18 protein-coding genes are annotated in these 23,167 nt (G+C 36.0%); 7 read left to right on the top strand and 11 right to left on the bottom strand.

The genetic code is table 11. The features are described from left to right. Positions 1 to 10: 10 nt before the first annotated feature. The 10 genes from CWS31_RS05330 to CWS31_RS05285 form a co-directional block, all read right to left on the bottom strand. Entirely contained in the window at positions 11 to 2,374 is a 2,364-nt protein-coding gene (locus CWS31_RS05330) for a serine/threonine-protein kinase (RefSeq protein WP_101345144.1), read from the bottom strand. 160 nt (positions 2,375 to 2,534) lie between these two features. Then, the gene (locus tag CWS31_RS05325) at positions 2,535 to 7,862 is read right to left on the bottom strand and encodes a response regulator (protein WP_101345143.1); all 5,328 of its coding nucleotides are present in this window, start codon (positions 7,860 to 7,862) and stop codon (positions 2,535 to 2,537) included. Positions 7,863 to 8,002: 140 nt separating this feature from the next. Further along, the gene (gene tadA / locus CWS31_RS05320) at positions 8,003 to 8,542 is read right to left on the bottom strand and encodes a tRNA adenosine(34) deaminase TadA (protein ID WP_101345273.1); all 540 of its coding nucleotides are present in this window, start codon (positions 8,540 to 8,542) and stop codon (positions 8,003 to 8,005) included. 41 nt (positions 8,543 to 8,583) lie between these two features. Beyond that, complete coding sequence (gene hemW / locus CWS31_RS05315; protein ID WP_101345142.1) at positions 8,584 to 9,741, bottom strand: radical SAM family heme chaperone HemW; 1,158 nt, start codon at positions 9,739 to 9,741, stop codon at positions 8,584 to 8,586. A gap of 72 nt (positions 9,742 to 9,813) precedes the next feature. Further along, positions 9,814 to 10,413 carry an RdgB/HAM1 family non-canonical purine NTP pyrophosphatase gene (rdgB, locus tag CWS31_RS05310; protein WP_101345141.1) on the bottom strand — a complete coding sequence of 200 codons (600 nt, stop codon included), beginning with the start codon at positions 10,411 to 10,413 and terminating at the stop codon, positions 9,814 to 9,816. A 359-nt stretch (positions 10,414 to 10,772) separates the two neighbouring features. After that, the gene (locus CWS31_RS05305) at positions 10,773 to 11,162 is read right to left on the bottom strand and encodes a hypothetical protein (RefSeq protein WP_101345140.1); all 390 of its coding nucleotides are present in this window, start codon (positions 11,160 to 11,162) and stop codon (positions 10,773 to 10,775) included. A 109-nt stretch (positions 11,163 to 11,271) separates the two neighbouring features. Then, the gene (locus CWS31_RS05300; RefSeq protein WP_101345139.1) at positions 11,272 to 11,730 is read right to left on the bottom strand and encodes a DUF4426 domain-containing protein; all 459 of its coding nucleotides are present in this window, start codon (positions 11,728 to 11,730) and stop codon (positions 11,272 to 11,274) included. Between the two features lie 78 nt (positions 11,731 to 11,808). Continuing rightward, complete coding sequence (locus tag CWS31_RS05295; protein ID WP_101345138.1) at positions 11,809 to 12,354, bottom strand: YggT family protein; 546 nt, start codon at positions 12,352 to 12,354, stop codon at positions 11,809 to 11,811. A 66-nt stretch (positions 12,355 to 12,420) separates the two neighbouring features. After that, positions 12,421 to 13,245 (bottom strand): pyrroline-5-carboxylate reductase, encoded by an 825-nt coding sequence (gene proC, locus CWS31_RS05290; RefSeq protein ID WP_101345137.1) that lies wholly within the window; start codon positions 13,243 to 13,245, stop codon positions 12,421 to 12,423. Between the two features lie 55 nt (positions 13,246 to 13,300). Next, on the bottom strand, positions 13,301 to 14,020 hold the full coding sequence (locus CWS31_RS05285) for a YggS family pyridoxal phosphate-dependent enzyme (RefSeq protein WP_101345136.1): 720 nt from the start codon (positions 14,018 to 14,020) through the stop codon (positions 13,301 to 13,303). A gap of 298 nt (positions 14,021 to 14,318) precedes the next feature. Here CWS31_RS05285 and CWS31_RS05280 point away from each other — a divergent pair, with 298 nt between their 5' ends. After that, on the top strand, positions 14,319 to 15,362 hold the full coding sequence (locus CWS31_RS05280; protein WP_101345135.1) for a type IV pilus twitching motility protein PilT: 1,044 nt from the start codon (positions 14,319 to 14,321) through the stop codon (positions 15,360 to 15,362). A 60-nt stretch (positions 15,363 to 15,422) separates the two neighbouring features. Next, positions 15,423 to 16,541 (top strand): PilT/PilU family type 4a pilus ATPase, encoded by a 1,119-nt coding sequence (locus CWS31_RS05275; protein ID WP_101345134.1) that lies wholly within the window; start codon positions 15,423 to 15,425, stop codon positions 16,539 to 16,541. Between the two features lie 368 nt (positions 16,542 to 16,909). Here CWS31_RS05275 and CWS31_RS05270 read toward each other — a convergent pair whose 3' ends face one another. Beyond that, positions 16,910 to 17,452, bottom strand: a complete 543-nt coding sequence (locus CWS31_RS05270; RefSeq protein WP_101345133.1) for a hypothetical protein — start codon at positions 17,450 to 17,452, stop codon at positions 16,910 to 16,912. Between the two features lie 367 nt (positions 17,453 to 17,819). Here CWS31_RS05270 and CWS31_RS05265 point away from each other — a divergent pair, with 367 nt between their 5' ends. From CWS31_RS05265 to CWS31_RS05245, 5 genes are read left to right on the top strand one after another with little or no spacing between them, the layout of a single operon-like run. Beyond that, complete coding sequence (locus CWS31_RS05265; RefSeq protein WP_101345132.1) at positions 17,820 to 19,094, top strand: nicotinate-nucleotide--dimethylbenzimidazole phosphoribosyltransferase; 1,275 nt, start codon at positions 17,820 to 17,822, stop codon at positions 19,092 to 19,094. Further along, positions 19,091 to 20,023 carry an adenosylcobinamide-GDP ribazoletransferase gene (locus CWS31_RS05260; RefSeq protein ID WP_342780219.1) on the top strand — a complete coding sequence of 311 codons (933 nt, stop codon included), beginning with the start codon at positions 19,091 to 19,093 and terminating at the stop codon, positions 20,021 to 20,023. The genes CWS31_RS05265 and CWS31_RS05260 overlap by 4 nt, the downstream gene beginning before the upstream one ends. After that, positions 20,020 to 20,592: a bifunctional adenosylcobinamide kinase/adenosylcobinamide-phosphate guanylyltransferase gene (cobU, locus tag CWS31_RS05255; RefSeq protein WP_101345131.1), complete on the top strand. Its 573-nt coding sequence runs from the start codon at positions 20,020 to 20,022 to the stop codon at positions 20,590 to 20,592. The genes CWS31_RS05260 and cobU overlap by 4 nt, the downstream gene beginning before the upstream one ends. A 39-nt stretch (positions 20,593 to 20,631) precedes the next feature. Beyond that, positions 20,632 to 21,447 (top strand): histidine phosphatase family protein, encoded by an 816-nt coding sequence (locus CWS31_RS05250; protein WP_101345130.1) that lies wholly within the window; start codon positions 20,632 to 20,634, stop codon positions 21,445 to 21,447. Beyond that, entirely contained in the window at positions 21,448 to 23,070 is a 1,623-nt protein-coding gene (locus tag CWS31_RS05245; RefSeq protein WP_101345129.1) for a cobyric acid synthase, read from the top strand. Positions 23,071 to 23,167 lie beyond the last annotated feature (97 nt).

The following is a 23,167-nucleotide window of genomic DNA, read 5'->3' as shown; positions in this document are numbered from 1 at the left end:
AACCGTAGTGTTAATTAACAGTAGTTTTAAAATCACGTTTTAAAGCGTTAACTAAAGCTAATTTAAAATCAGCCATAGATTGATAACGTTTTTCAATATCTTTATGCATCGCTTTATTGAGAATACGTTGTGCACTTGGTGGTAATTCAGGATTATGCTGATTAACTCCTGTAGGCTTCGCCTTGGTAATTTGATAAGCCACAGTGGCAATCGATTCACCTTCAAAAGGTAAATTCCCAGTCAGCAATTGGTAAAAAGTAACCCCTAAGCTGAAGATATCACTTCGGCCATCAACTTTTAATCCTAAAATCTGCTCAGGCGACATGTAGTAAGGGCTACCCATAATAACACCAGTACGGGTTTTACTATGATCGCTAACATATGCAATACCAAAGTCAGTCACCGTCACTTTAAATAGATCATCGTCATAAATGATATTGCCTGGTTTAATATCTCTATGTACCACATTTTGATTATGGGCGTATTCTAATGCGTCGGTTATTTGTATTAATAATTGATAAATTAACTGCACAGGTAAAGTTTGTCCTGGCTGGCTGAAAACAGATAAAGGCGCACCTGTGAGTAAATCCATGGCGATATAACCTAAATCATTCTCTTCACCTACATCATAAATGGTTACTATATTTGCATGACTTAAACCGCCGGCGGTTTGCGCTTCTCTAAAGAAACGCTCTTTTGCTTCTGTCGACTCGTGTGAGTCTAAATCAGTAGACAATTGTAGAGTTTTAATCGCTACATGACGATTTATTTTAGGATCAACTCCTTGATACACTATGCCCATAGCTCCTTTACCCAAAATACCTTCTATTTGATAACGACCAAAGCTATTGACATCTATATGTTGATTTCGCGTTTTTTGCTGTTTCTTTTCGGGCGCAGTGATCACTAAGGTTTTATCTAAATCAGCTGACTTATTATTAGCTTTTGTGGTTGCAGGCATATTTTTAACTAAATGACCCCAGCCAGTTGCTGTTGGCGCTATCGTTGCGGCAGGTGAAAAGTTTTGTGGAGACTTGTAAAGCGCTGGTTCATGGGGAGAATTGGCGTTACTTGCTTTAAATTGCGTTAATGTGGGCTCATTTACATTACTGGTAGTGGTCGATGGACTTGTCGATGAATGAGTTAAATTGCCCTCAATTAGGCTGATTTCTCTATGATAAGCCAATAATAATCCCCAAGTACCAATAACAAACAATATTACTGGTATCACTTCTAACCATTGCTGTTGATTTATTAATAAAGACTGTAAGAAAAAAAGTACAACAACATAAGTTATGATACATAGTGCTTGTTGCTTGTTAGGTAAGCGTTGAATAAGCCAAATTAAAACAATGCCTGATAACAGTAAAATCCAATATAGTGAAAGAGTAATAAAGTTTTGTGATAAATAATTACCCTGAGTTAATTTCAATAGTAAAGGTTTCAGTCGCTCGTCCGACGGGTTATCGGTAATAATAATTACTTTATAATTTGTTTGATCCGAATTTATATAATTTGCACCATATTGTTGCTTAATAAATTGACTGATATTAATAAGTTTACTTGTTGCTAGAGGACTTATCTTTGCCTCATTTTCTCTCGCTTCAATATTTAGTGAGCCACTTTGCTGTATATCATAGGCTTTTTCTGAGGTGAATACGTCACCAAAAAAGCCGAGAGGCAATAATTGAGCAGCTAAATTTTCTTGATTATTAGTCAAGGTTAGTTGCCAATGCTGAGCTAGTGTTAATTCATTTTTCTGATTTAATTGCCTTAAAACCTCACCGGGTAAACTAAGGTAAGTAGCTTTTTTATGCTGCCAAAGTAAAGGAAAACTTTGTCGTTGATTCACTAAGAAAGGTGCATAAGTAAAATATTTTGACGTAAGCAGGGTTTTATTTGGCGTTTGATCAAATCTAAACCAATTAAGTACGCTAGAAAAAAACATAGTAGAGCTAATTGTTATTGGCGTGGTCGATAAGGTATACGCAGACTCAATAATTATTTTGTTGTTATTAGGTTTTTTGGATAAATATTGGCTAATTTTTTTAATAAATACGTTTGATTGCTTACCTTGTAAAACAATAAGACTGTCAGGATGATATGCCAATAAGGTAGTAATGTCGGTGAGATTATCTTCGTTAAATGAGGCATATAAACTTAGTATGTTTTTTTCGGTTAGTGACTGCGCATTATTAGAAAATGATTTTTCAGTTGTTGGTTGAGTGTTTGTTTTATTGTCAAGCAACTTGATATTCAACTGGTTAATTGAATTGAAATCACCAACAGATACGCAGTAACAAATTGCTCCCCAAAAGAGTAAAATGAGATAAAACCAACCCGTTTGATAAATGGGCAGAATGGGTTTGATCATGCGTGCTGATAACCTTTAGCTATTTTATATCCAAGTGACTTAAAGTAAGGGGAAGCTTAACTCACTTGGGATAAGTTGTTATTATTATATTGCTAGGCGCATATTAAACCTGAATGTGTTGAGTTTATCAAATTTAAGATGGTATAAAGCGCTATATTCATTATTCATTTACCGCATTTTGTAAAACAGCGTTTAAGGCGATAAAGCTCTCTTCTATGGCCTTAAATAAGGCTTCTATTTTAGCTTGTTCTGGAGCCGTTGTTTTAACATAGCTATTAAAGTCTTTAGTAACTTTCAGTAACTGTTGTGCACTCAAGTTTGCAGACATTCCTTGTATTTTATGACTGAGATCATGCTGTAGTTTGTGATCTTTACTTTCGATACTGTTTGCCAATTCAATAAGTTGTTTAGGGGCTTCGTCTAAAAATAGTTCTATTAACTTCTTCTCAATAACACGGTTGTTATTTAACCGCTTACTAAATGTGTTTCTTTCCCACACATTTAATGATTCATCACCGCCTTCATTATCAGATCGTTCTTGTTCTTGTTGAGGAGGATTACTGTTATTTAGATTCGCATCAGGCTCACTAATCGTTATAGATTTACTTATATTTTTATTGTTGTTTTCTTGTACTGATTTATTGACGGCTTCATTTACAACTGCCTTTTTAATGACACTTTGGTTAAAGTATTGTTGTAGTTTTTCTTTAATTTTTTCTGGATCTATCGGTTTACTCAAATAATCAGTCATACCCGCGTCTAAGCATTTTTCTCTGTCGCCTTTCATTGCATTTGCTGTCATCGCAATGATAGTTATTGATTTGTTTTCACTGCCAGCGTTACCTTGACGAATTGCCCTTGTTGCTTCATAGCCGTCCATCTCAGGCATTTGGCAATCCATTAAAATAATATCGTAAGGCTTATTACCGCAAGTTGCGGATAAATGCTCGATTGCTTCAATGCCATTAATTGCCAAGTCAGGTGTAATGTTAAACTCGGCTAATATATGGCGAGCAACTTCTTGATTAATACGATTATCCTCAACAAGTAAAACTTTACATTGGGTAAATTCGTTACTGTCATTAACTTGTTTTATATTATTATCCTCAAGATTTTCATGGCTATCATCCAACGTGTTTCGGTAGGTTGAAGGCGTATTATTACTTTGTGTTATAACCGGATTTGCCGGCTTGTTTTTTGTCAGACAAGTAGTTAAAGCTCTAAATAAGTCTTTAGTTATTACAGGTTTTGGAAAATATGCCCAAACACCTAATTCGCTATAATAACGTGACTCATCACGATCAGCCATCGAGGTCATCATTACTAACTTAAGGTGATTTAAACTCTGCTGGTTATTAATTTTGTGAGCTATTTCTTCTCCACCCATAATGGGCATATTCTTATCAAGAAAAACGATGTTAATTAGTGGTGTTTGGTTAAGGGCAACTATATTGTTGGTTGATGTGTGTGTGTTGTTATTACTTTGTATAGTTAATGCGTTATTTTGCTTATTTTTTTCAAGTAAAGCTAAAGCCTTTAAACCAGACTCAGCTTCATAAACCTTCGCTCCCCAATGCTCTAATTGTTCTTTTAATACTCGACGATTACTCTCGTTATCATCAACAATTAACATGCCAATACCTTTAATATCTATATGAGGTAAAACTTGAATAGATTGCTCACTCTTATCTAGATTGATAGTAAAAGAAAAAGTTGAACCTTTGCCAAACACACTGCTTACCTGTAAATCTCCTTGCATCAATTGGCATAACTGTTTGCAAATAGCTAGTCCTAAACCAGTACCTCCATATTTACGTGTGGTTGATGCATCTACTTGGGTAAAAGATTGAAACAAATAAGGAATATTTTCTTGTAAAATACCTATACCAGTATCTTTAACGCTACATTGTAAGACTAAGGTGCCGTTTTTGTCGGTTAAACTGGCGGTTATAACAACTTCACCAGTGTCAGTGAATTTTATTGCATTGCCAATTAAGTTATTAAGAATTTGGCGAATACGCCCTGGATCACCTTTTACGTGACTGTGTTCAATAGCACGATTATCAAGTATTAATTCAATGTTTTTTTCTTGTGCCTTCAGTGCGAACGATTCAGTAAAGTCACCAAATAATTTTCTTAAATTAAAATCAATAACTTCTATATCAAGCTTGCCAGCTTCGACTTTAGAAAAATCTAGAATATCATTTATTAGGCTTAGTAAGGCTTCTGCACTTGAGTTTGCTAGTTGCACTCGATGTTTTTGTTCAGGAGTTAATTCATTTCTTAATAACAAGCCTAGCATGCCAAGTATACCATTCATTGGTGTTCTAATTTCATGACTCATACTGGCAAGAAATTCCGCTTTATGACGGGCAGTATCTTCAGCTAATTCTTTCGCATCAATATGCTGTTGCTCAATTTCCTTACGCTGAGTAATATCATAGTTGACCCCAGTAAATTGTATAACATCACCTTGGTTGTCTAATTTTAATATAGCCATTGCTTTAATATGTTTGATTGTGCCTGAAGGGGTAATTATCCGAAATTCATAATCTAGATTCGTTTTACTTTTCATTGCTTCATTGAGTGAAGCATTGGCTTGCTTAATGTCGTCAGGGTGCACATGCTTTTGCCAAGCATTAATATTATGAGTAAAGTCTTGCTCTGCCACTTCATAGATGCTGTGCATCCATTTATCCCATGTTAGTGTGCCTGTGCTAATTTCGTATTGCCAAATTCCCAGGCTTGCTGCATCGGCAGCTAGAGTCATTCGTTCATTAGCATCAATCAGTGCTTGCTTACTTTTTATTTGGGCTAATTCTAACTGCTCTTCTTTAGAAATATCACGAACAATACCAGTGAATACAACCCCTTGTTCACTTATCACTTTAGAGATAGCTAAATGAATAGGAAATAACTCACCCGATTTTTTTTTGCCTTGCAGTTTCCTTCCTGTATTAATATTGTTAATTATGTTGTTATCAAGATGGTCTTTATCTTCATAAAAAATAGGCCTTCCGTTAAATGGCATTAATATATTAATATTTTTTCCAATAGTTTCCTCTTCACTGTAAGCAAACATTTTTTGTGCAGCTTGATTGAAACTGATAATAATATTTTGTTCATTAATAGTAATAAACCCCTCAGCTGCACTAGAGAAAATTGCTTTTATTTGATCAGAGCTTTGTTTGGCAAGTAGGGCAGAATACTTCTGTTCGCGTAATGAATATTGCATTTGCTTAACTAAGTTACTAAAACTACGAGCAAGTACTCCAATTTCAGTATTACTGTTAATAGGTAGTTCACTTAATTGACTAGATTTGTCGTGATTTTCTAAACTATTTGATATTTGTTGTAATGGCGTGGCAATTCTTCTTGCCGCCATAATCGCAATTGCTAACGCAATAGTGGCGAGAGTAACGCCCATTAATAAACTACGCATTCGATAATCAGCGAGAGTATTCTCAATCTTGGTACTATCTTTTAATACGAGCAAGTTCAGTTGATGGGTATTGTCAAAACGGTTTAATTTAACGCGTTGATAATAACCAACATATTTACTTTCATTAATGCTTACTTTACCCAAGCTAAACTCTTTAATATTGCCTTTCACAATGGGTGAAAGAGTAGGGAATTCATCTTGGATTAAGTAACGCTTGTTTAAATCAAAACCAAATGTTTTGCTATTGTCAGGATGAGATACATAGTCGCCATCGCTATTAGCTAAATAAAATGATAGTTGTCTCAATTCTTCTGATTTTAAATGACTAATATAGGCACCAAAATCTAAATTGATAATAATAATACCAAATACATTGCCTGTTTCATTATTGTAAATAGGGGTGGCAACACGCAAAACAGCTCTGTGTGGTAATTCTATTTTGTCATAATTTTTGGCTAATTCAATTTTTGAAAAATAGACACTATCAGGGTCTTTATTAATTGCTTCTTGAAAATAGGCTCTGTCAGCTTTTTGCTGTAGGCGAGAGTTTGGTATCACTATACTATGCTTATCGTTACGAACATTAACCAGTTCTTGTCCGTTATTTGCAACGCCAATATAACGAATTTGATAATAAAAGGTTTTATTGATCAGGAACTGACTAAATATTTGCTCAATACGGTTTTGCCATAATAGGTAGTTATGTTCATCATTATCTGTAATTGCTTTAAGCATTCCTTGAATGGGTGGTGTACGACTCAAAAATAGTATGTCTGAATTGGCTTGTTCGTAAAGTTGTTCGATCATAGGTTCGACTAAGTTACTTTGAATAATAATTTCGCTATTCGTTTGTTGCACTAATAAACGCTCAGTTTCAAAGTAAAATAAAACACTAATTACAGTGGTAACAGTAACAACTAAAATAAAAGCCGCAATAGGGATTTGTAAACTGATAGATAATCTTGCCTTACCAACATTTAATAGCTTTAGCGAATTTGATTTTACGGGATTGTGAATATTACCTTTTTTATTTGTGTTAGCTTCGTAGTTAGCTAAGTTAGTCTTATTCGTTTTAGATTTAAATGCGCTCTTTTTTAAATCAAATAATAAACCTGTAAAAATACAGACATAAGCAATTATTTTTAAAAAATGTGCAATATTAAAGTGGTTATCAAATAATGCTATTGAGCCAAAACTCATATGACATTGACTGATTATTCCAGGGATGACACTCAGTAATACCCCATAGGTAGCATAGTTCGGTGATTTCTTATAAAAATTATAAAATAAACTCGCGGCAAAAATAAATAGTCCAAGCGGCAGTATGTCATAAGGTCGGGTAATGGTCGCTTGTGGAAATATGGTTTGTGGTAAAGAAGCACTATTAGCAACTACATACAAGCAGATAGCAGTTAAAGTAATAAAAACAATGCCTATTATAAGTAATATTTGGTAGTTTTTAATCTGCTTAAAATAATTAAAAGACTGATCTTTAATCGCGTTATTATTTTTACGGTAAAAATATAAACAGAGTATAGTGGCCAGAATCATTATTAAAGCATTTAAAATACGTGATAACGCCCAGGTTAAGGGAAGATAATTTGTATTTGTTGGCTCAATACTTATTAATTGATTTGCACTTAAGGTGTGAAAAGCATCAGCGAAACCAGCACATAAAACGGCTATCCCTATTATGGGCGTTGAAATATCTCGATGCACACGATAATGCACTAAGCTGAGTACAAAAATTAATATCGCGAATATTACTGCTGGCCAGTCGAGTAAAGTGTGCTGCATTACCCCAGTAAAATTTTGCGTTAAGGTTTTTATATCAGTGGTATTGTCTATTGCACCCAGCATATTCAAAGTGAATTCAGGTGATGAGAAGTCAATAGCCAAGAAATTTAGTAAACTAGGCAGCAGACTTATTAGCATAATGAAAATTAAAAAAACTTGTTGGTTTTTACTTGTAAGATTAGTAGCCGACACAGAAGAAGCGAGTGGGGTGTTGTGTTGTTCAGAGCTATTTGAAGCGTTAGCTGACATAAATAGTGCCTATGAGCCTAATATAAAATAGAATTTAATACTTATAAGTTAGCACAGCTTGACATATTCGCCATGTAATTTAGATTGATTTTACATGGGCTTACTTTAGTTTGATTTAAAATAGAACAGATTGGAACTTGTTAGCCATTTGTTTCAGCAGCTTTAAGCTTCTCTGCATTTTTAAGCTGTTTTTTTTCTTTTCTTCGTCGCTTGAAAAAAGCAGAAAGTAATTGACTACATTGGGTTTGCATCACATGTGAATGAACGTCAATTTGATGGTTTAATTGTTCGTTGTTGACCAAGTTAAAAACACTTCCTGCAGCGCCAGTTTTAAAATCGTTTGCGGCATAAACTAAGCGACCAATTCGACTATGAACCAATAAGCCAGCACACATAGGACAGGGTTCAAGTGTCACGTACAAGGTACAATCAAGCAGACGATAATTATTAAGTTGCTGACCCGCTTGTCTAATAGCATTCATTTCGGCATGACTTGATGGATCGTTAAGCATAATCGATTGATTAAAACCTTCACCAATTATCTTGCCTTGATATACAACAACTGCGCCAACAGGTATTTCATTATGTTGTTCAGCTTGTTGGGCTAGTTCAAATGCACGCTGCATAAAAATATTATCAAGTGCGGTTTGTGCTTCATTATCTTTAGTCGTTTCGTTCATCGTAGGAGTTACGTATGTTGCATGGTTATCAGGAGCATCGGTCATAAAAACATCTCTAATAAATCATTTAAATATCGTTGCCCCGTTGTTGTTACTCGCCAATGTTCTTCATTGTTTATTTTTTCAATAGCCATTAGTTTTTTAGTTTGGGCAATATGTAATGTAGGTAATACTGTGTTGATACTAAGCCCTGTACTTGCTTCAAAACTGCTAACATTGAAGGCTTTATGCAGTCGTAATTGATTCATCATAAACTCGAAAGGGCGCTCTGATTCATCTACTTCAGTAAGTTTATCTAAATAGTCACGATTTTTATCCAAATAGCCTTTAGGATGTTTAACCTTAACAGTGCGCATAATTTTATTATTATCACTGAGGGTTATTTTGCCATGTGCGCCACAGCCAATACCCAAATAATCACCGTATTGCCAATAATTTAAATTATGCTGGCATTGATACCCAGGTTTTGCATAAGCTGAAATTTCATATTGCTGGTAACCTGCGGCGTTTAAAAGCTTTACGCCTTGATCTTGAATTTCCCATAAAATATCATCTACCGGTAATTTAGGCGGCTTAGAATGAAAAATAGTATTGGGTTCAATGGTTAATTGGTACCAAGAAATATGCTTAGGGTTTAAGCTGATAGCGGTTTTTAAATCGTCGAGGGCATTTTCAATTGATTGATTAGGTAAACCATGCATTAAATCTAAATTAAAACTTGTTACACCACTTTGAGTTGCTAACTGTGCGGCGGTTTTAGCTTGGTTACTGTCATGAATTCTACCTAGTTTAATTAGTTTATCTGAAGAAAAACTTTGTACGCCAATAGATAATCGACTGATACCAGCGTTAAAAAAGCCAATGAATTTATCAGCTTCAACTGTACCTGGGTTTGCTTCTAAAGTAATTTCTATATTTTCTTTGTGTTCAAATCGGCTCAGTACTTGAGTCAGAATGCTTTCTATTGATTTTGCACAAAATAGGCTAGGCGTACCGCCACCAATAAAAATTGAATGTAACGGACGATCATTAAGACTAAAACGTTTTATGTCAGCATCAAGATCGGCAATTAACGCACTAACATATTCTGCTTCTGGGATGGTTTCTTTCACCGCATGTGAATTAAAGTCACAATAAGGACATTTTTCAACACACCAAGGAATGTGGATATAAAGTGATAAAGGTTGGTTTTCTAACATTCGTTATTGTTACCTTGGCTGATTACTGATTACTGATTACGATTAGCGATTAATAGCTAATTAGATATTAGGTTATGCTAACTGTGCCACAAGTTTAGCGAGAGCTTTTCCGCGATGACTTCTGCTATTTTTTACATCACGTGAAAGCTCAGCCGATGATTGTTGTAAATCTTCTTGCCAAAATATGGGGTCATAACCAAAGCCTTGTTCACCGCGTTTTTCGCGAGCAATAACACCTTCCCACACCCCATGACAGATAAGAGGCGTTGGGTCATTTTCGTGTTTCATATACACTAATACACAATGAAAACGTGCAGTTCGTTGTTCATCTGGGGTGTTTTCTAGAGCGGAAAGTAATTTATCGGTGTTATCATCGTCAGTTACTTTACCAATGACTATGTCAGCAGCATAACGGGCTGAGTAAACACCAGGAGCGCCATTTAACGCATCAACTTCAAGTCCTGAATCGTCGGCAATAGCAGGTAAACCGGTAATTTTTGCTGCATGACGGGCTTTGATAATAGCGTTTTCAACAAAGGTTGTACCTGTTTCTGCTACATCAGGCACGTTAAATTCACTTTGTGGCACTATTTCAATTGCTTGATCAGACAGTAATTGTGCTAATTCTTTAACTTTTCCCTGATTGCCAGTGGCTAATACAATTTTTGACATAATGGTTTCCTGAAATTAATGGGCGTTTCGTTTATAGCAGGTTGATAGATGCTTTATCTTCGCAGTATTCTAACCTGAGTTCGGGATAATGAAAGTGAGTAGAATAATAATATCAATCACTTAGGATTTTACCTTTACAATAGTTTTAATTATTCGTAGTACAAGGCAGGAAAGCGAAGCCAATAACGGGTTATTGGGAGCTTTCATAACGAAGTAATACGGGTAATTAAGGCTGTTGTAGCATTTTGCTTATCCCGAACTCAGGTTATTCTACGCTATTAACGAATACATCACTAAATTTTACGACTAAAAAAAAGCGCATTAAGCGCTTTATTATTTACAAATATTAACCGTAATATTTAATTTGAGGTTTTTTCGTTTTGCTTAGAATATTTTTTATGCCACAGCATACATAGCAATAATGCCAATGTGCCACTTAAATAAGTTGCTAATAAAGGAATAATGGTTAGTTGATAAGCGTGCTCATGATCTTCAGGGTAAAACGAATCGCCTGCTAAAAAATAAGCCGAAATGGCCCCAACGATTAACCACAATGCTGCTGCTTTTTGTTTATGGTTAGGAGCGGTGATATAACCGGTAATAACCACACAAAAAGCAGCAAAAGCGCCAATAAAAGGTTTTTTCCAAACTCCCGCTAATCCGGCTAATGTTCCAGCTGAAAAAGCAGCAATCACAAATATAAGGATTACAATAACCGAGGATAATGCGAAACCCTTAATTTGATTCATTAGCATCCCTATTTGATTAATTTGTTTAATTTGTTTAATTTGTTTAATTTGTTTAATTTGTTTAATTTTTTAACTTTGATTGGCTTGCTTTCATTATCCCGAGCTCAGGTTAATCAACATAAAATATTTGTGAAAATTTTAATCTTTGCTGTTCTTTACCATCGTTAATCATAATATCAAAATGCAGAGTTTCTTCATTGTTATAGCTAACTTGCGCAAGATAATAAATTGCATCGCCTTCTCTAACTTCTTCAAACTCTAGCGCTTTGAACTGGCCTACATTATTTTTGGCTTGCCCCATAATACTGACAGTTTTAGCTGGGTTACCTGCTTGGCTATTATCTAATACTGAGATGTTAATTAGACCATTATAACGACTACGAGTAATACCATAAGCTTTGGCTACTTCAGGGGTGAAAAAGGTTGAACCTATCGCCATATAATGAACATTCATACTGCCCAATTTTTTCATGTTTTCTGCATTAGCGGTAGCCATAAAAAATAAACTGCAACTTAATGCAATAATTATGGAAATTGACGTTACTAAGCTTTGTAATGATTTATACATAATTTTCTCCATATATACCCGCCCGCTTGATGTAAATTATCTTTGCAAGTAAAACGGGTATAAGCAGTGCCTTAGCGCTTACAATGCGGCCCAATAAGGTAATGAATTTGACAATAATATATTAATGACATTCATCGCTAAGAAAGCCACTAGCATTGATAAATCTAATCCGCCCATGTTAGGAATTATTTTACGAATAGGATTTAAAAATGGTTCAGTTAATTGACTTAGCACCATTAATGTAGCGTTGTAACCTTGTACCACCCAGCTCATAACCGCCATAATGATCATGATAATGAATAATAAAAATCCAGCTTGTTTGAACAAGGCTAATAAACCGATATAAAAGGCGAAAACCCCAAGACTTTGTCCTGATAATGCCGCTAGTGAAACAAATTTTAACGTAGCTACAGCATAAGCGAGTAGCAAAGTGGCTAGATCAAGCCCGCCAAATCCAGGAATGATGCGGCGCAGTGGTACAACTAATGGATTACTTACTTTAACAACAAACTGGCTTAACGGATTGTAAAAGTCAGCCTTCACCCATTGCAACCACACACGAACGATTAAAATCATTAATAAAGCGTCGAATACGAATCTAAGCAAATAAATAATTGCTTCCATGGTTTTTCCTCTACTTAATTTATAGTGCTACTAATTTTAGATAATTGAATATTATGATGAAAATAATTATTTAGCCATTTCTTCAGCACGGGCAATCGCTGCATTCATTGAGTTTTTTACCATTTCATCGATACCTTGCTCTTTAAATTTTTCGATTGCAGCATGTGTAGTACCACCTTTAGATGTAACATTGCCACGTAAGGTGCTGATTTCCAAGTCACTATTTTGTACAACCATTTGTGCAGAGCCAAACGCAGTTTGCTGAACTAACATACGGCTTTCTTCTGCGCTAAAACCTAAAGTAATTGCGTGTTTCTCCATCGCTTCCATAAACAGGAAGTAATACGCTGGTGCTGAGCCGGCAACAGCAATAACATCATTAATTTTAGCTTCAGTTTCTAACCAAATGACTTTACCAACAGCAGTCATTAAAGTATCAGCACTTTCTTTTTGCTCTGCTGTTACTTCTTTTGATGGATATAAACCACTCATACCTAAACCCAATTGAGATGGCGTATTTGGCATAACTCGTACAACAGGAGCAAGTTCAGTTGCACTTTCTTTAGTTAACGCTGCTTGAATTTGCGCAACCGTAGTACCTGCTGCAACGGAAATAAATAACTTGCCAGTAATATCAATAGCCTGACTTATTTGCGAGCAAACATCTTCAATAAAATGTGGTTTTACACAAAGTACAATAACGTTAGCAAACTCACTGGCTTTTAGGTTATCACTGGTTTGTAATACCCCAAATTCTTGCTCAAGTTGTAAACGTTTACCTTCTGATGGGTTAGCCACCATTATATTTTGTGCCGCAACGCCTGAGTTTACTAAACCAATGATAATTGCGCGTGCCATGTTACCTGCGCCAATAAAAGCAATCTTGTTCATAAATATTCCTATAAGTTAAGCTTTGTTAAATCTAATTCAACTCAGCTAAGATAAATTAAGTTTTATTTGTTCGTTCGCCAAAAATGGCGGTGCCAATTCGAACCATAGTTGAGCCATGAGCGATGGCTTGCTCTAAATCATTCGACATACCTAACGACAATGTATCGACACTGGGGTAGGATTTTTTAAGTTGTTCAAAGAGGTTTTGCATTTGTTCGTAACAAGCATTTTCTGCACTTTTTTCAGGAACAGCCATTAAACCACGTAAGGTGAGTTTATCACAGTTGTTGACGATTTCGGCTAAAGCAAAAACTTCGTTAATTGCGACTCCAGACTTAGACGATTCGTTACTAATATTCACTTGTAAACAAATGTTTAGCGGCGTATTGTGAGTTTCATCGTTGAGCAGGTGCTGATTTAATCGTAACACTATTTTTTCTCTGTCAACGCTATGCACCCAGCTAAAATTACTGGCTATTTGTTTGGTTTTGTTCGATTGAATGGGCCCAATAAAATGCCAAACCAAATGTGGTAAGTGTGCTAATTCAGTAATTTTTTCTAACGCTTCTTGCAGGTAGTTTTCACCAAAATCATTTTGTCCCGCTATATGAGCCTGCTTAATAAGGGCTGCTGGTTTGGTTTTACTGACCGCCAATAGTGAAACAGGAGAAGAGGAGCTTGATAAACCTGAATGTGAAATTAATCGACCATTTTCTTGGCAAGCTTGTTGAATTTGAGCTTTAATTTTATCAATATTATTTTTAATGTTTATCATGTTAAATTTTTAGTTAAATTTTTAGCTAAATATAGTTTAAGGTTTTAACTCAAAAGTATTTAATAGCGTTAAAATACAATGAACTGTTTTAACTTATGTTATTTTCTGGTTAGTATAACCTATTAGACCACGCCTATTAATACATAAGTAATACATAAGCGATAATTCTATAGCTATTAAATCATTACCTATTAAATCATTACTTATAAAAAATGTAGCTATTAATAGGTAAGCAATTAAGTAAATTACGATAAACACCTACTTATAGCTGTTTATCATTCTAAACAAAGAGGCATTTATGGATATTACCGAACTACTAGCATTTAGTGTGCAACATGAAGCATCAGATTTACATTTATCAACAGGCGTACCACCGGCTATTCGTGTTGATGGCGATGTGCGTAAACTTAATATTCCTGCTTTTGATGCGAAAGATGTTAATGCCTTAGTTTATGACATAATGAATGATCGCCAACGCAAAGAATATGAAGAAAAGTTAGAGGTCGATTTCTCATTTGAAGTACCTAACTTAGCGCGCTTTCGTGTTAATGCTTTTAATCAAAATCGTGGTCCTGCGGCAGTATTTCGTACTATCCCAAGTAAAATATTGTCGCTAGACGACTTAGGTTGCCCAGACATTTTTCGCGATATATCAAATACACCGCGTGGCTTAGTGTTAGTTACTGGGCCAACAGGCTCGGGTAAATCTACTACCTTAGCAGCCATGGTTGACTATATTAATGACCATAAAAATGATCATATTCTAACCATTGAAGATCCAATAGAATTTGTTCATGAAAATAAAAAGTGTCTTATTAACCAACGTGAAGTTCATCGTGATACGTTAAGCTTTGAGGCGGCATTGCGTTCGGCATTACGTGAAGATCCAGATGTTATTTTAGTTGGTGAAATGCGTGACTTAGAAACCATACGTTTAGCGATGACAGCTGCTGAAACGGGTCACTTGGTCTTTGGTACCTTGCATACTACCTCTGCACCAAAAACTATCGACCGTATTATTGACGTATTCCCTGGGGAAGAAAAATCAATGGTTCGTTCAATGTTGTCAGAGTCATTGCGCGCAGTAATTTCACAAACGTTAATTAAAAAAGTTGGCGGCGGCCGTGTAGCTGCACATGAAATTATGATTGGTGTTCCCGCTATTCGAAATTTAATCCGTGAAGATAAAATTGCACAAATGTATTCTGCTATTCAAACCGGTATGCAACATGGTATGCAAACCATGGATCAATGCTTACAAGGACTGGTTAATAGAGGCATGATCACTAAGAAAGACGCAATGGAAAAAGCGGTTGATAAAAATCAATTCTCAAGTTATTAGGCTTTAAGTACCAGTAATGAGGTTAGAAAAAGTGAATAATATAATAATAAAGGATAACAAATGAGACTTCATGAATTATTAGAGCGCATGGTAAAAAATGACGCTTCTGATATGTTTGTTACGGCAAAGCTTCGAGTAAGCGCCAAAATCAATGGTGAATTACAACCAATAGACGAACTAGTATTAACGGCTGAAGAGTCACTGGGCTTAGTTCATGATGCTATGAATGAAAAGCAAAAGCGCCAGTTCGATCTTGAAAAAGAATGTAACTTTGCTATCGAAATAGATGACATTGGTCGTTTTCGTATTTCTGCTTTTTGGCAACGTGATATGGCCGGTATGGTTGTTCGTCGAATTGTTACTGAAATTCCCGATGTTGATGACCTAGGTTTACCGCCTATTCTTAAAGATGTAGTAATGTCTAAACGCGGTCTTGTATTGTTTGTTGGTGGTACAGGTACTGGTAAGTCTACCTCAATGGCATCATTGATTGGTTATCGTAACCGTAACTCGCACGGACATATATTAACCATTGAAGATCCTGTCGAATTTGTACATGAGCATGGTAAAAGTATGATCACCCAACGTGAAGTTGGTTTAGATACTGAATCATTTGATGCAGCGCTGCAAAGTTCTTTGCGCCAAGCGCCAGATGTCATCTTAATTGGTGAGATTCGCAGTAAAGAAATCATGGAGCATGCCCTAAGTTTTGCTGAAACGGGGCATTTATGTATTGCAACCTTACATGCCAATAATGCAAACCAAGCTATTGACCGTATTATGCATCTTGTTCCATCGGATCAACACGGTAAGTTACTATTTGATTTAGCCCTAAATTTGCGCGGTATTATTGCTCAACAATTAGTACCAACCCAAGATGGACATAGCCGAGTAGCGGCTATCGAAGTTTTACTTAATTCGCCTTATATTTCAGAGCTAATTAAAAAAGGTGATGTAGGCGGGATCAAAGAAGTGATGGAAAAATCAAATGAGCTAGGGATGCAAACATTTGATCAGGCGTTATTTAAACATTATCAGCAAGGTACAATTACTTATGCCGATGCATTACATCATGCCGATTCACCAAATGACTTACGTTTAATGATTAAACTACGTAGTAATGAACAAGGTGGCTCAGGGGCATTTTCTGGGGTTACCCTAGACGGTGATGATACTTAACCTGAATACGGGATAAGCAAAATGCTACAACAGCGCTAATTATGCGTATTTCTGCGTTGTGAAAACTCCCAATAACCAGTTATTGGCTTCGTTTTCTCGCCTTGAAGGACAATAATCAAAACTATTGTAGAGGAGTAACAATAGTTTTGATATTATTAGGTTATACATATTCATTATCCCGAGTTCAGGTTACTTAGTTATAAGTAAACCGGCACTCAATTTGCGAGTTAGTTTTTGATTTAGCTTTGTTGAATTAGCTTTTGATGAAGTAATTTTTGATAAAGTAGCTTTTGAGAAAGTAGCTTTTGATAAAGTAATTATAGAGCGGATAAACCTTTTAAAGTTTATCCGCTTTTTGTTTTTGAAAACTAGCTTTTAGGCTCTTGGATGTTGCCGATATAATAATATAAAGTCCAAGTCGTTGAAAAAAGCCCAGGACTAGGGATCAATTGTGTTGAAAAGGTTACTAAATCTTTAGGTGAGGCATCTACATTAGTAAAAGTAGCTTTTAGGCCATTATCGCGTGCTCTGTTACTTTCTTCAAACTTCCACTCATCGCCCAAACACTGTTGGGTAACTTTTTTAGCATTTTCGTAGTATTTTTTAGCAGCCTCTTCATCCGGTGCTATTACATTACAAGAATAGGTATGTTGTGCGCCGCCCCATGAAAATATTTGGCAATTTTCACCAAATAATTGGTATTTAGCTTTCCACATGTTACTCATTCGGCCAACAATTTCTTCTGATTTTAACGAGCTGAAATTAGTATAATAATCATTTTTGATTAATTCTAATTTTGCACACGCGTTAGTTGTAGGCATTAAGTTATTGGAAATTTTTGTATTTTGATTTACACAACTTGCTAACAATAAACTAGAGGTAATAACGAGTGTCTTTAAAGGTATTTTCATAAAACTATATCGGCCTGATGTAAAATTTTAAGGGAGAGTCTGTTCATAGTAAGACTAGTGCACTTAATGTTACAGAGTTTTAACTCTTTTTCCTAGTTCACGCACTAACTAAGCGTTAATTAACCGTTCTATTAGCAAAGTAAAAAAGTAGGTATCGTGAGTAAACAAAGTATTATAAGTTAGTTTCAACTTTCGCAAATATATTTGCTGATTTTTAAGGCGGGTGAAGCTAGAGTGAACAACGTATTTATAACTAATCTTTTGATTTAAAACAAACATGTTTTGATTAAAACAAACATGTTTTTAGTGACTTAAATAGCTTAAAATAATGCACTTCTCTTATCCCTAAACTATGTAGATTAATCAAATGCCCTCAATTTTTCCTTTAAAAACTAGTAATACATCACAAATCAAAGCAACCATTGACAACAAAACTAAACCATTAGGGGCTTTAGGTGCGTTAGAAACATTAGCTTTACAGTTGGCATTGATTACGAAACAAAGACAGCTCAATACTATTGAGCAGCGTACTTCACCATTGGAGGTTAATGATAAAATAAGCCTTAATAAACCTTCTATGTTGATTTTTGCAGGCGATCATGGCATCAATGTTGAAGGCTTAAGTATTGCGCCGAGTGAAGTAACCAAGCAAATGGTACTTAACTTTTTACATGGCGGCGCGGCAATTAATTGCTTTTGTCAAAATAATGATATTGCTCTGACTGTGGTAGATTGTGGAATACTGAACGCGGTTACAGCCGATGAAATGCCGCAGTTTAACTCAGCTAAAGTAAGTGAAGTAACGATTAAAGCAAGCAATGAAGTTAAATTGATTGAACAAAGATTAGGAGCAGGAACCAATAACTTTGCTACAGAGCCTGCAATGACTCTAGCACAAGTACAACAAGGTTTTAGCCAAGCAAAAACGCTAGTAAATAACCAAATTTCGCAAGGCGTTGAGTTAATATTGTTAGGTGAAATGGGCATAGCGAATACTAGCTCTGCTGCGGCTATTATGGCAGCGTTAACCTCGGCAACTGTTGTAGAATGTGTTGGTCGCGGTACAGGTATTACTGATCAGCAATTAGCTAAAAAAGTAGCGTTAATTGAACAAGCATTACAACGTCTCGCGTTAACGAGTAATGGCGACAATGTTGATTTTAACAATGTTAATTCAAGTAATGTTAACTCAAGTAATGTTAATAGCAATAACACACAAAAACTTCAATTTACCGAAGCTGATATTTTAAACATATTAGCCGAGTTAGGTGGTTTTGAAATAGTACAAATGGTTGCTGCTATTCTTACCTCCGCAGCGGAAAATGTGCCTATTGTTATCGATGGTTTTATTGTTAGTGTTGCCGCATTAGTTGCATTACGTTTAGATAAAAACGTTGCTAATTACCTTGTTTTCGCGCATGTATCACAAGAGCAAGCGCATCAGTTATTACTGCAAGAGCTACTTGCCGCGCAAACCTTTACTGAGCAGTTATCTGAAAAACAAAATATTCAACCTTTATTAAATCTAGGTTTACGATTAGGTGAGGGCACAGGTGGCGCCTTAGCTTTACCGTTAATAACTGCCGCAGCGAGTTTTTATAATAATATGGCAAGTTTTGAAAGTGCGGGAGTAACCGTTTGATAGAACAAAAAAATGGGCAAACTAACGCTAAAGATAATGATGAAGTAATCGCTAGTCTTGATGGTCATACCGCCGATACTGACACTTATACTGATAGTAATATCGAAGAATTGCGTGCTAATGAGAAAGGTGAGAGTCAACTTAATCTCTTTTATTTAGCATTGAGTTTTTTTACCCGTTTACCAGTACCCAGTTCAATGCAATACAGCGAGGTTTTACTAAATAAAGCAAATCGTTATTTCTCTTTGGTCGGTATTGTTATTGGCTTGTTGCTGGCGTTGGCTTATTTTATTTTTAGTAGTGTCTTACCTACTAATATCGCAATATTGTTAACAATGGGCTTGAGCTTATTATTAACAGGGGCTTTTCATGAAGATGGTTTAGCGGATATGGCCGATGGTATTGGCGGCGCTTTTGCCATTGAACGACGCCTGCGTATTATGAAAGATAGTCGTATTGGCACATATGGCTCAGTAACCTTGATTATGGCGTTGTTATTAAAGTTTACCCTGCTAACTGAATTGGCAAAGCTAATGTCGCCTGATAGTGGTTATTTACTTCTGAGCATTGTTTTGGCAGAAAGTTTATCACGTGCAGTAGCGGGAAGTTTAATTTCAAGTATGCCCTATGTTAGCGATACAGACACCAGTAAAAGCAAACCGTTGGCACAAGCGCAATCTTCATCTGAATTAACGCTATTGTTATTAATTGGCGTTGTACCACTGCTTTTTTATTCATTTAATATTATTGTTTCTATAGCGTTTGTACTTATTGTTTTTCGCAGTTTATTTAAACGTTGGCTTATGGTCAAAATTGGTGGTTTTACGGGGGATTGTTTAGGCGCTGCGCAACAAATAGCACAATTGCTTATCTATCTTACTTTGCTTGTTTGCCTTAATAATTTAGTTATACAAGGAGTAGCAGGGTGATTCATTTTGTTTTAGGTGGTGCACGCTCTGGTAAATCACGTTTTGCCGAGCAACAAGTCTTATCGTTATCTGCAAATTCAACTGAGTTACCTATATACCTAGCTACAGCAACGTCAATAGATGGTGAAATGGATAGCCGGATCAACAAGCACCAACTTGACCGAGGGGAACATTGGCAACTTATCGAATGTCCGTTAGCGCTTTCTGAAAAGCTAAGTTTACTTGATAACGAGCTTAACAATAATCCTAAGCGCGTTTATTTACTCGATTGTTTAACCTTGTGGTTAAACAATCAACTTTATGCGGTTGAAAACCTAAACAATGAAGCGCAAACACAACATTTACAAACTGAAATTGATAAGTTAATACTCAGTTTAACGGCTTTTAAAAGTGATATTGTGATTGTTAGCAATGAAATTGGTTTAGGGGTTATTCCAATGGGTAAATCAACGCGTTTATATGTTGATTATTGTGGTTGGCTAAATCAAAAAGTGGCTGCCATTGCTGATCAGGTGACTTTGGTTACCGCGGGAATTCCGTTAACTATTAAATCCATTTCAGCTAACTAGTGATTTAAATAATAGTTAATCACTCTAACAGATATGCATATGATTGAAATAGACTTAATAAGACATGTTAAAGTTGTCGGTAAAGCTGGATTGTATGGCGCTACGGATGTAGAGCCGATGTTAATAGAAAATGCCCGTTTACTTAAATGTTTAATAGCACAACAAAGTACGGTTAAAACGTATCAGAGCATTATTTCGTCACCATTAATACGTTGTCAAAAACTAGCAAGAGAGTTCTCAAAAGCGAGTCAGTTACCGTTATCTATCGATTATGAATTACAAGAAATGAACTTCGGTGACTTTGACGGAGTAGCTTTCGATGACATGTATTATGAAGCAAAGGCTAACGATACAGTGTCTTTTGACGCTAAAACACAACCGCTGCATTGGTCAACACTAGAAGGTTTTTTTAATGCGCCTGCCAAGGTGATTTTACCCAATGCAGAATCATTATTTGATTTTAATGAGCGTATTATCAGTGCGTGGGAGAGTTTACTTGAACGACAGGTTAGTCTTTTAGCTTCTGACTCTATTACGAATATTGATACTAGTTCTGAAATGAGTGCTGGTAATAGTTCTGATACTAAGTCGAAAAAGAGAAAACGAATATTAGTGATTGCCCATGGCGGTGTTATACGCATGATATTAGCGCATATTTTAAAGCTTGATTGGAAGAGTCCTGCGTGGCATCAACAATTACAAATAGCTAATGGCAGCCTGTCTCGTATCAAGATTAATCAAAGTATACAACCATTACCAAATCATCAAAGCTGTGCACACATGCACGAACAAATACATGCACAATTTCACCAACAAGTGACGACTATTGCGATGCCGTTACTTGAGGATTTTTAAATGACCAAGCACGCAGAACAAGTACTAAAAAATAATAAACAGCAAAAAGAGAACCCAAACAGACAAGGTAAAACCTTGATGATTCAAGGCACCACATCCGATGCAGGTAAAACTACCTTAGTTGCAGGTTTATGTCGTTTGTTTGCTGATTTACAAATTAAAGTAGCGCCTTTTAAACCGCAAAATATGGCACTCAATAGTGCGGTTACACCTTGCGGTGGAGAAATTGGTCGAGCACAGGCTCTGCAAGCAAAAGCAGCACGTTTACCATTAAACGTTGATTTTAATCCTATATTACTTAAGCCTAATAGTGATACTGGCGCGCAAGTGATTGTGCATGGTAAAGCGCTTACCCATAAAGTCTCGTCAAATATGGAAGCGGCTGAGTACCAAAAATATAAAAAACAAGCGATGCAAGCTGTGCTTGAATCTCATCAACGTTTAACTAAAATGTATGATTTAATTGTTGTTGAAGGTGCTGGTAGCCCCGCAGAAGTTAACTTACGTGAAGGTGATATTGCCAATATGGGTTTTGCTGAAGCTGTTGATTGTCCTGTTTTAATTATTGCCGATATTGATAAAGGCGGCGTGTTTGCCCAACTCGTTGGCACCTTAATGTTATTGTCGCAATCAGAGCAAGACCGAGTAGCAGGTTTTATTATTAACCGCTTTCGTGGTGACATTAGCTTACTTGAACCAGGCTTAAAATGGTTAGAAGAGAAAACTAATAAACCTGTTTTAGGTGTTTTACCTTATTTACATGGCTTAGATATTTCTTCTGAAGATGCGTTAGTCACTCAGCAAGATAACAGTGGCAGCAGCCAAATTAAAGTGCGTGTTGTTGTTCTAGTATATCCGCACATGAGCAATCATACCGACTTTGATGCACTGCGCCATCATGATGGTATTGATTGTCAGTTTTTATTTGCTAAAGGATCGGTTAGTGAAGATTCCTCAACTGAAAAGAGCCCTGATAAAGTCGTTATTCCTGCTTGTGATTTGATTATTTTACCAGGAAGTAAAAATGTACGTAGTGATTTACATTTTTTACGTCAACGAGGTTGGGATACCGATATTGCTAAACATTTACGCTACCAAGGAAAAGTAATTGGTATTTGTGGGGGCTATCAAATGTTAGGTGAGTTAATTGGCGATCCGCAAGGTTTAGAGGGCGCGCCAGGGGAAAGTCTAGGTTTAGGCTATTTCCCCATGAATACGGTATTAGAAGCCGAAAAAACACTAATAAATGTTGTTGGTTCATTACAGCTTAATCAACAAAGTGCAGACATTAGTGGTTATGAGATTCATGCAGGGCAAAGCACGCTTATTACCTTTGATGAAGAGCGGGGCAAAGACGTTGAGTTTCTACCTTTACTTAATATTAAAGGTGAAAAGCACGGGTTAGTCACCAGTGATGGTCAAATAGCAGGTTGTTATTTACATGGTTTATTCGATCAACCTAAAGCATTACAACTCTTTATGGACTGGGTCGGTTTTAATGTTGTAGAAGCACCAAGTATTGAAGTACTAGAAGAGCAAGCAATAGAACGAGTGAATAAAGCCTGTCAACAGCATTTAGATATGACGAAAATACAAAAAATTGTTGATGATTGGTATCAGTAGCCTGATATAAATCGCTGAAAAGTATTAACCAATGAATATCGGTAATTATGATTGTGTACATTCATTGTAATGTACACAATCAAGGAATCATTTTATG

This window comes from Colwellia echini (genome assembly GCF_002843355.2).
Classification (GTDB): domain Bacteria; phylum Pseudomonadota; class Gammaproteobacteria; order Enterobacterales; family Alteromonadaceae; genus Colwellia; species Colwellia echini.
The sequence above is the reverse complement of the archived record's forward strand: the minus strand, read 5'-3'. Positions and strand labels throughout refer to the sequence as shown.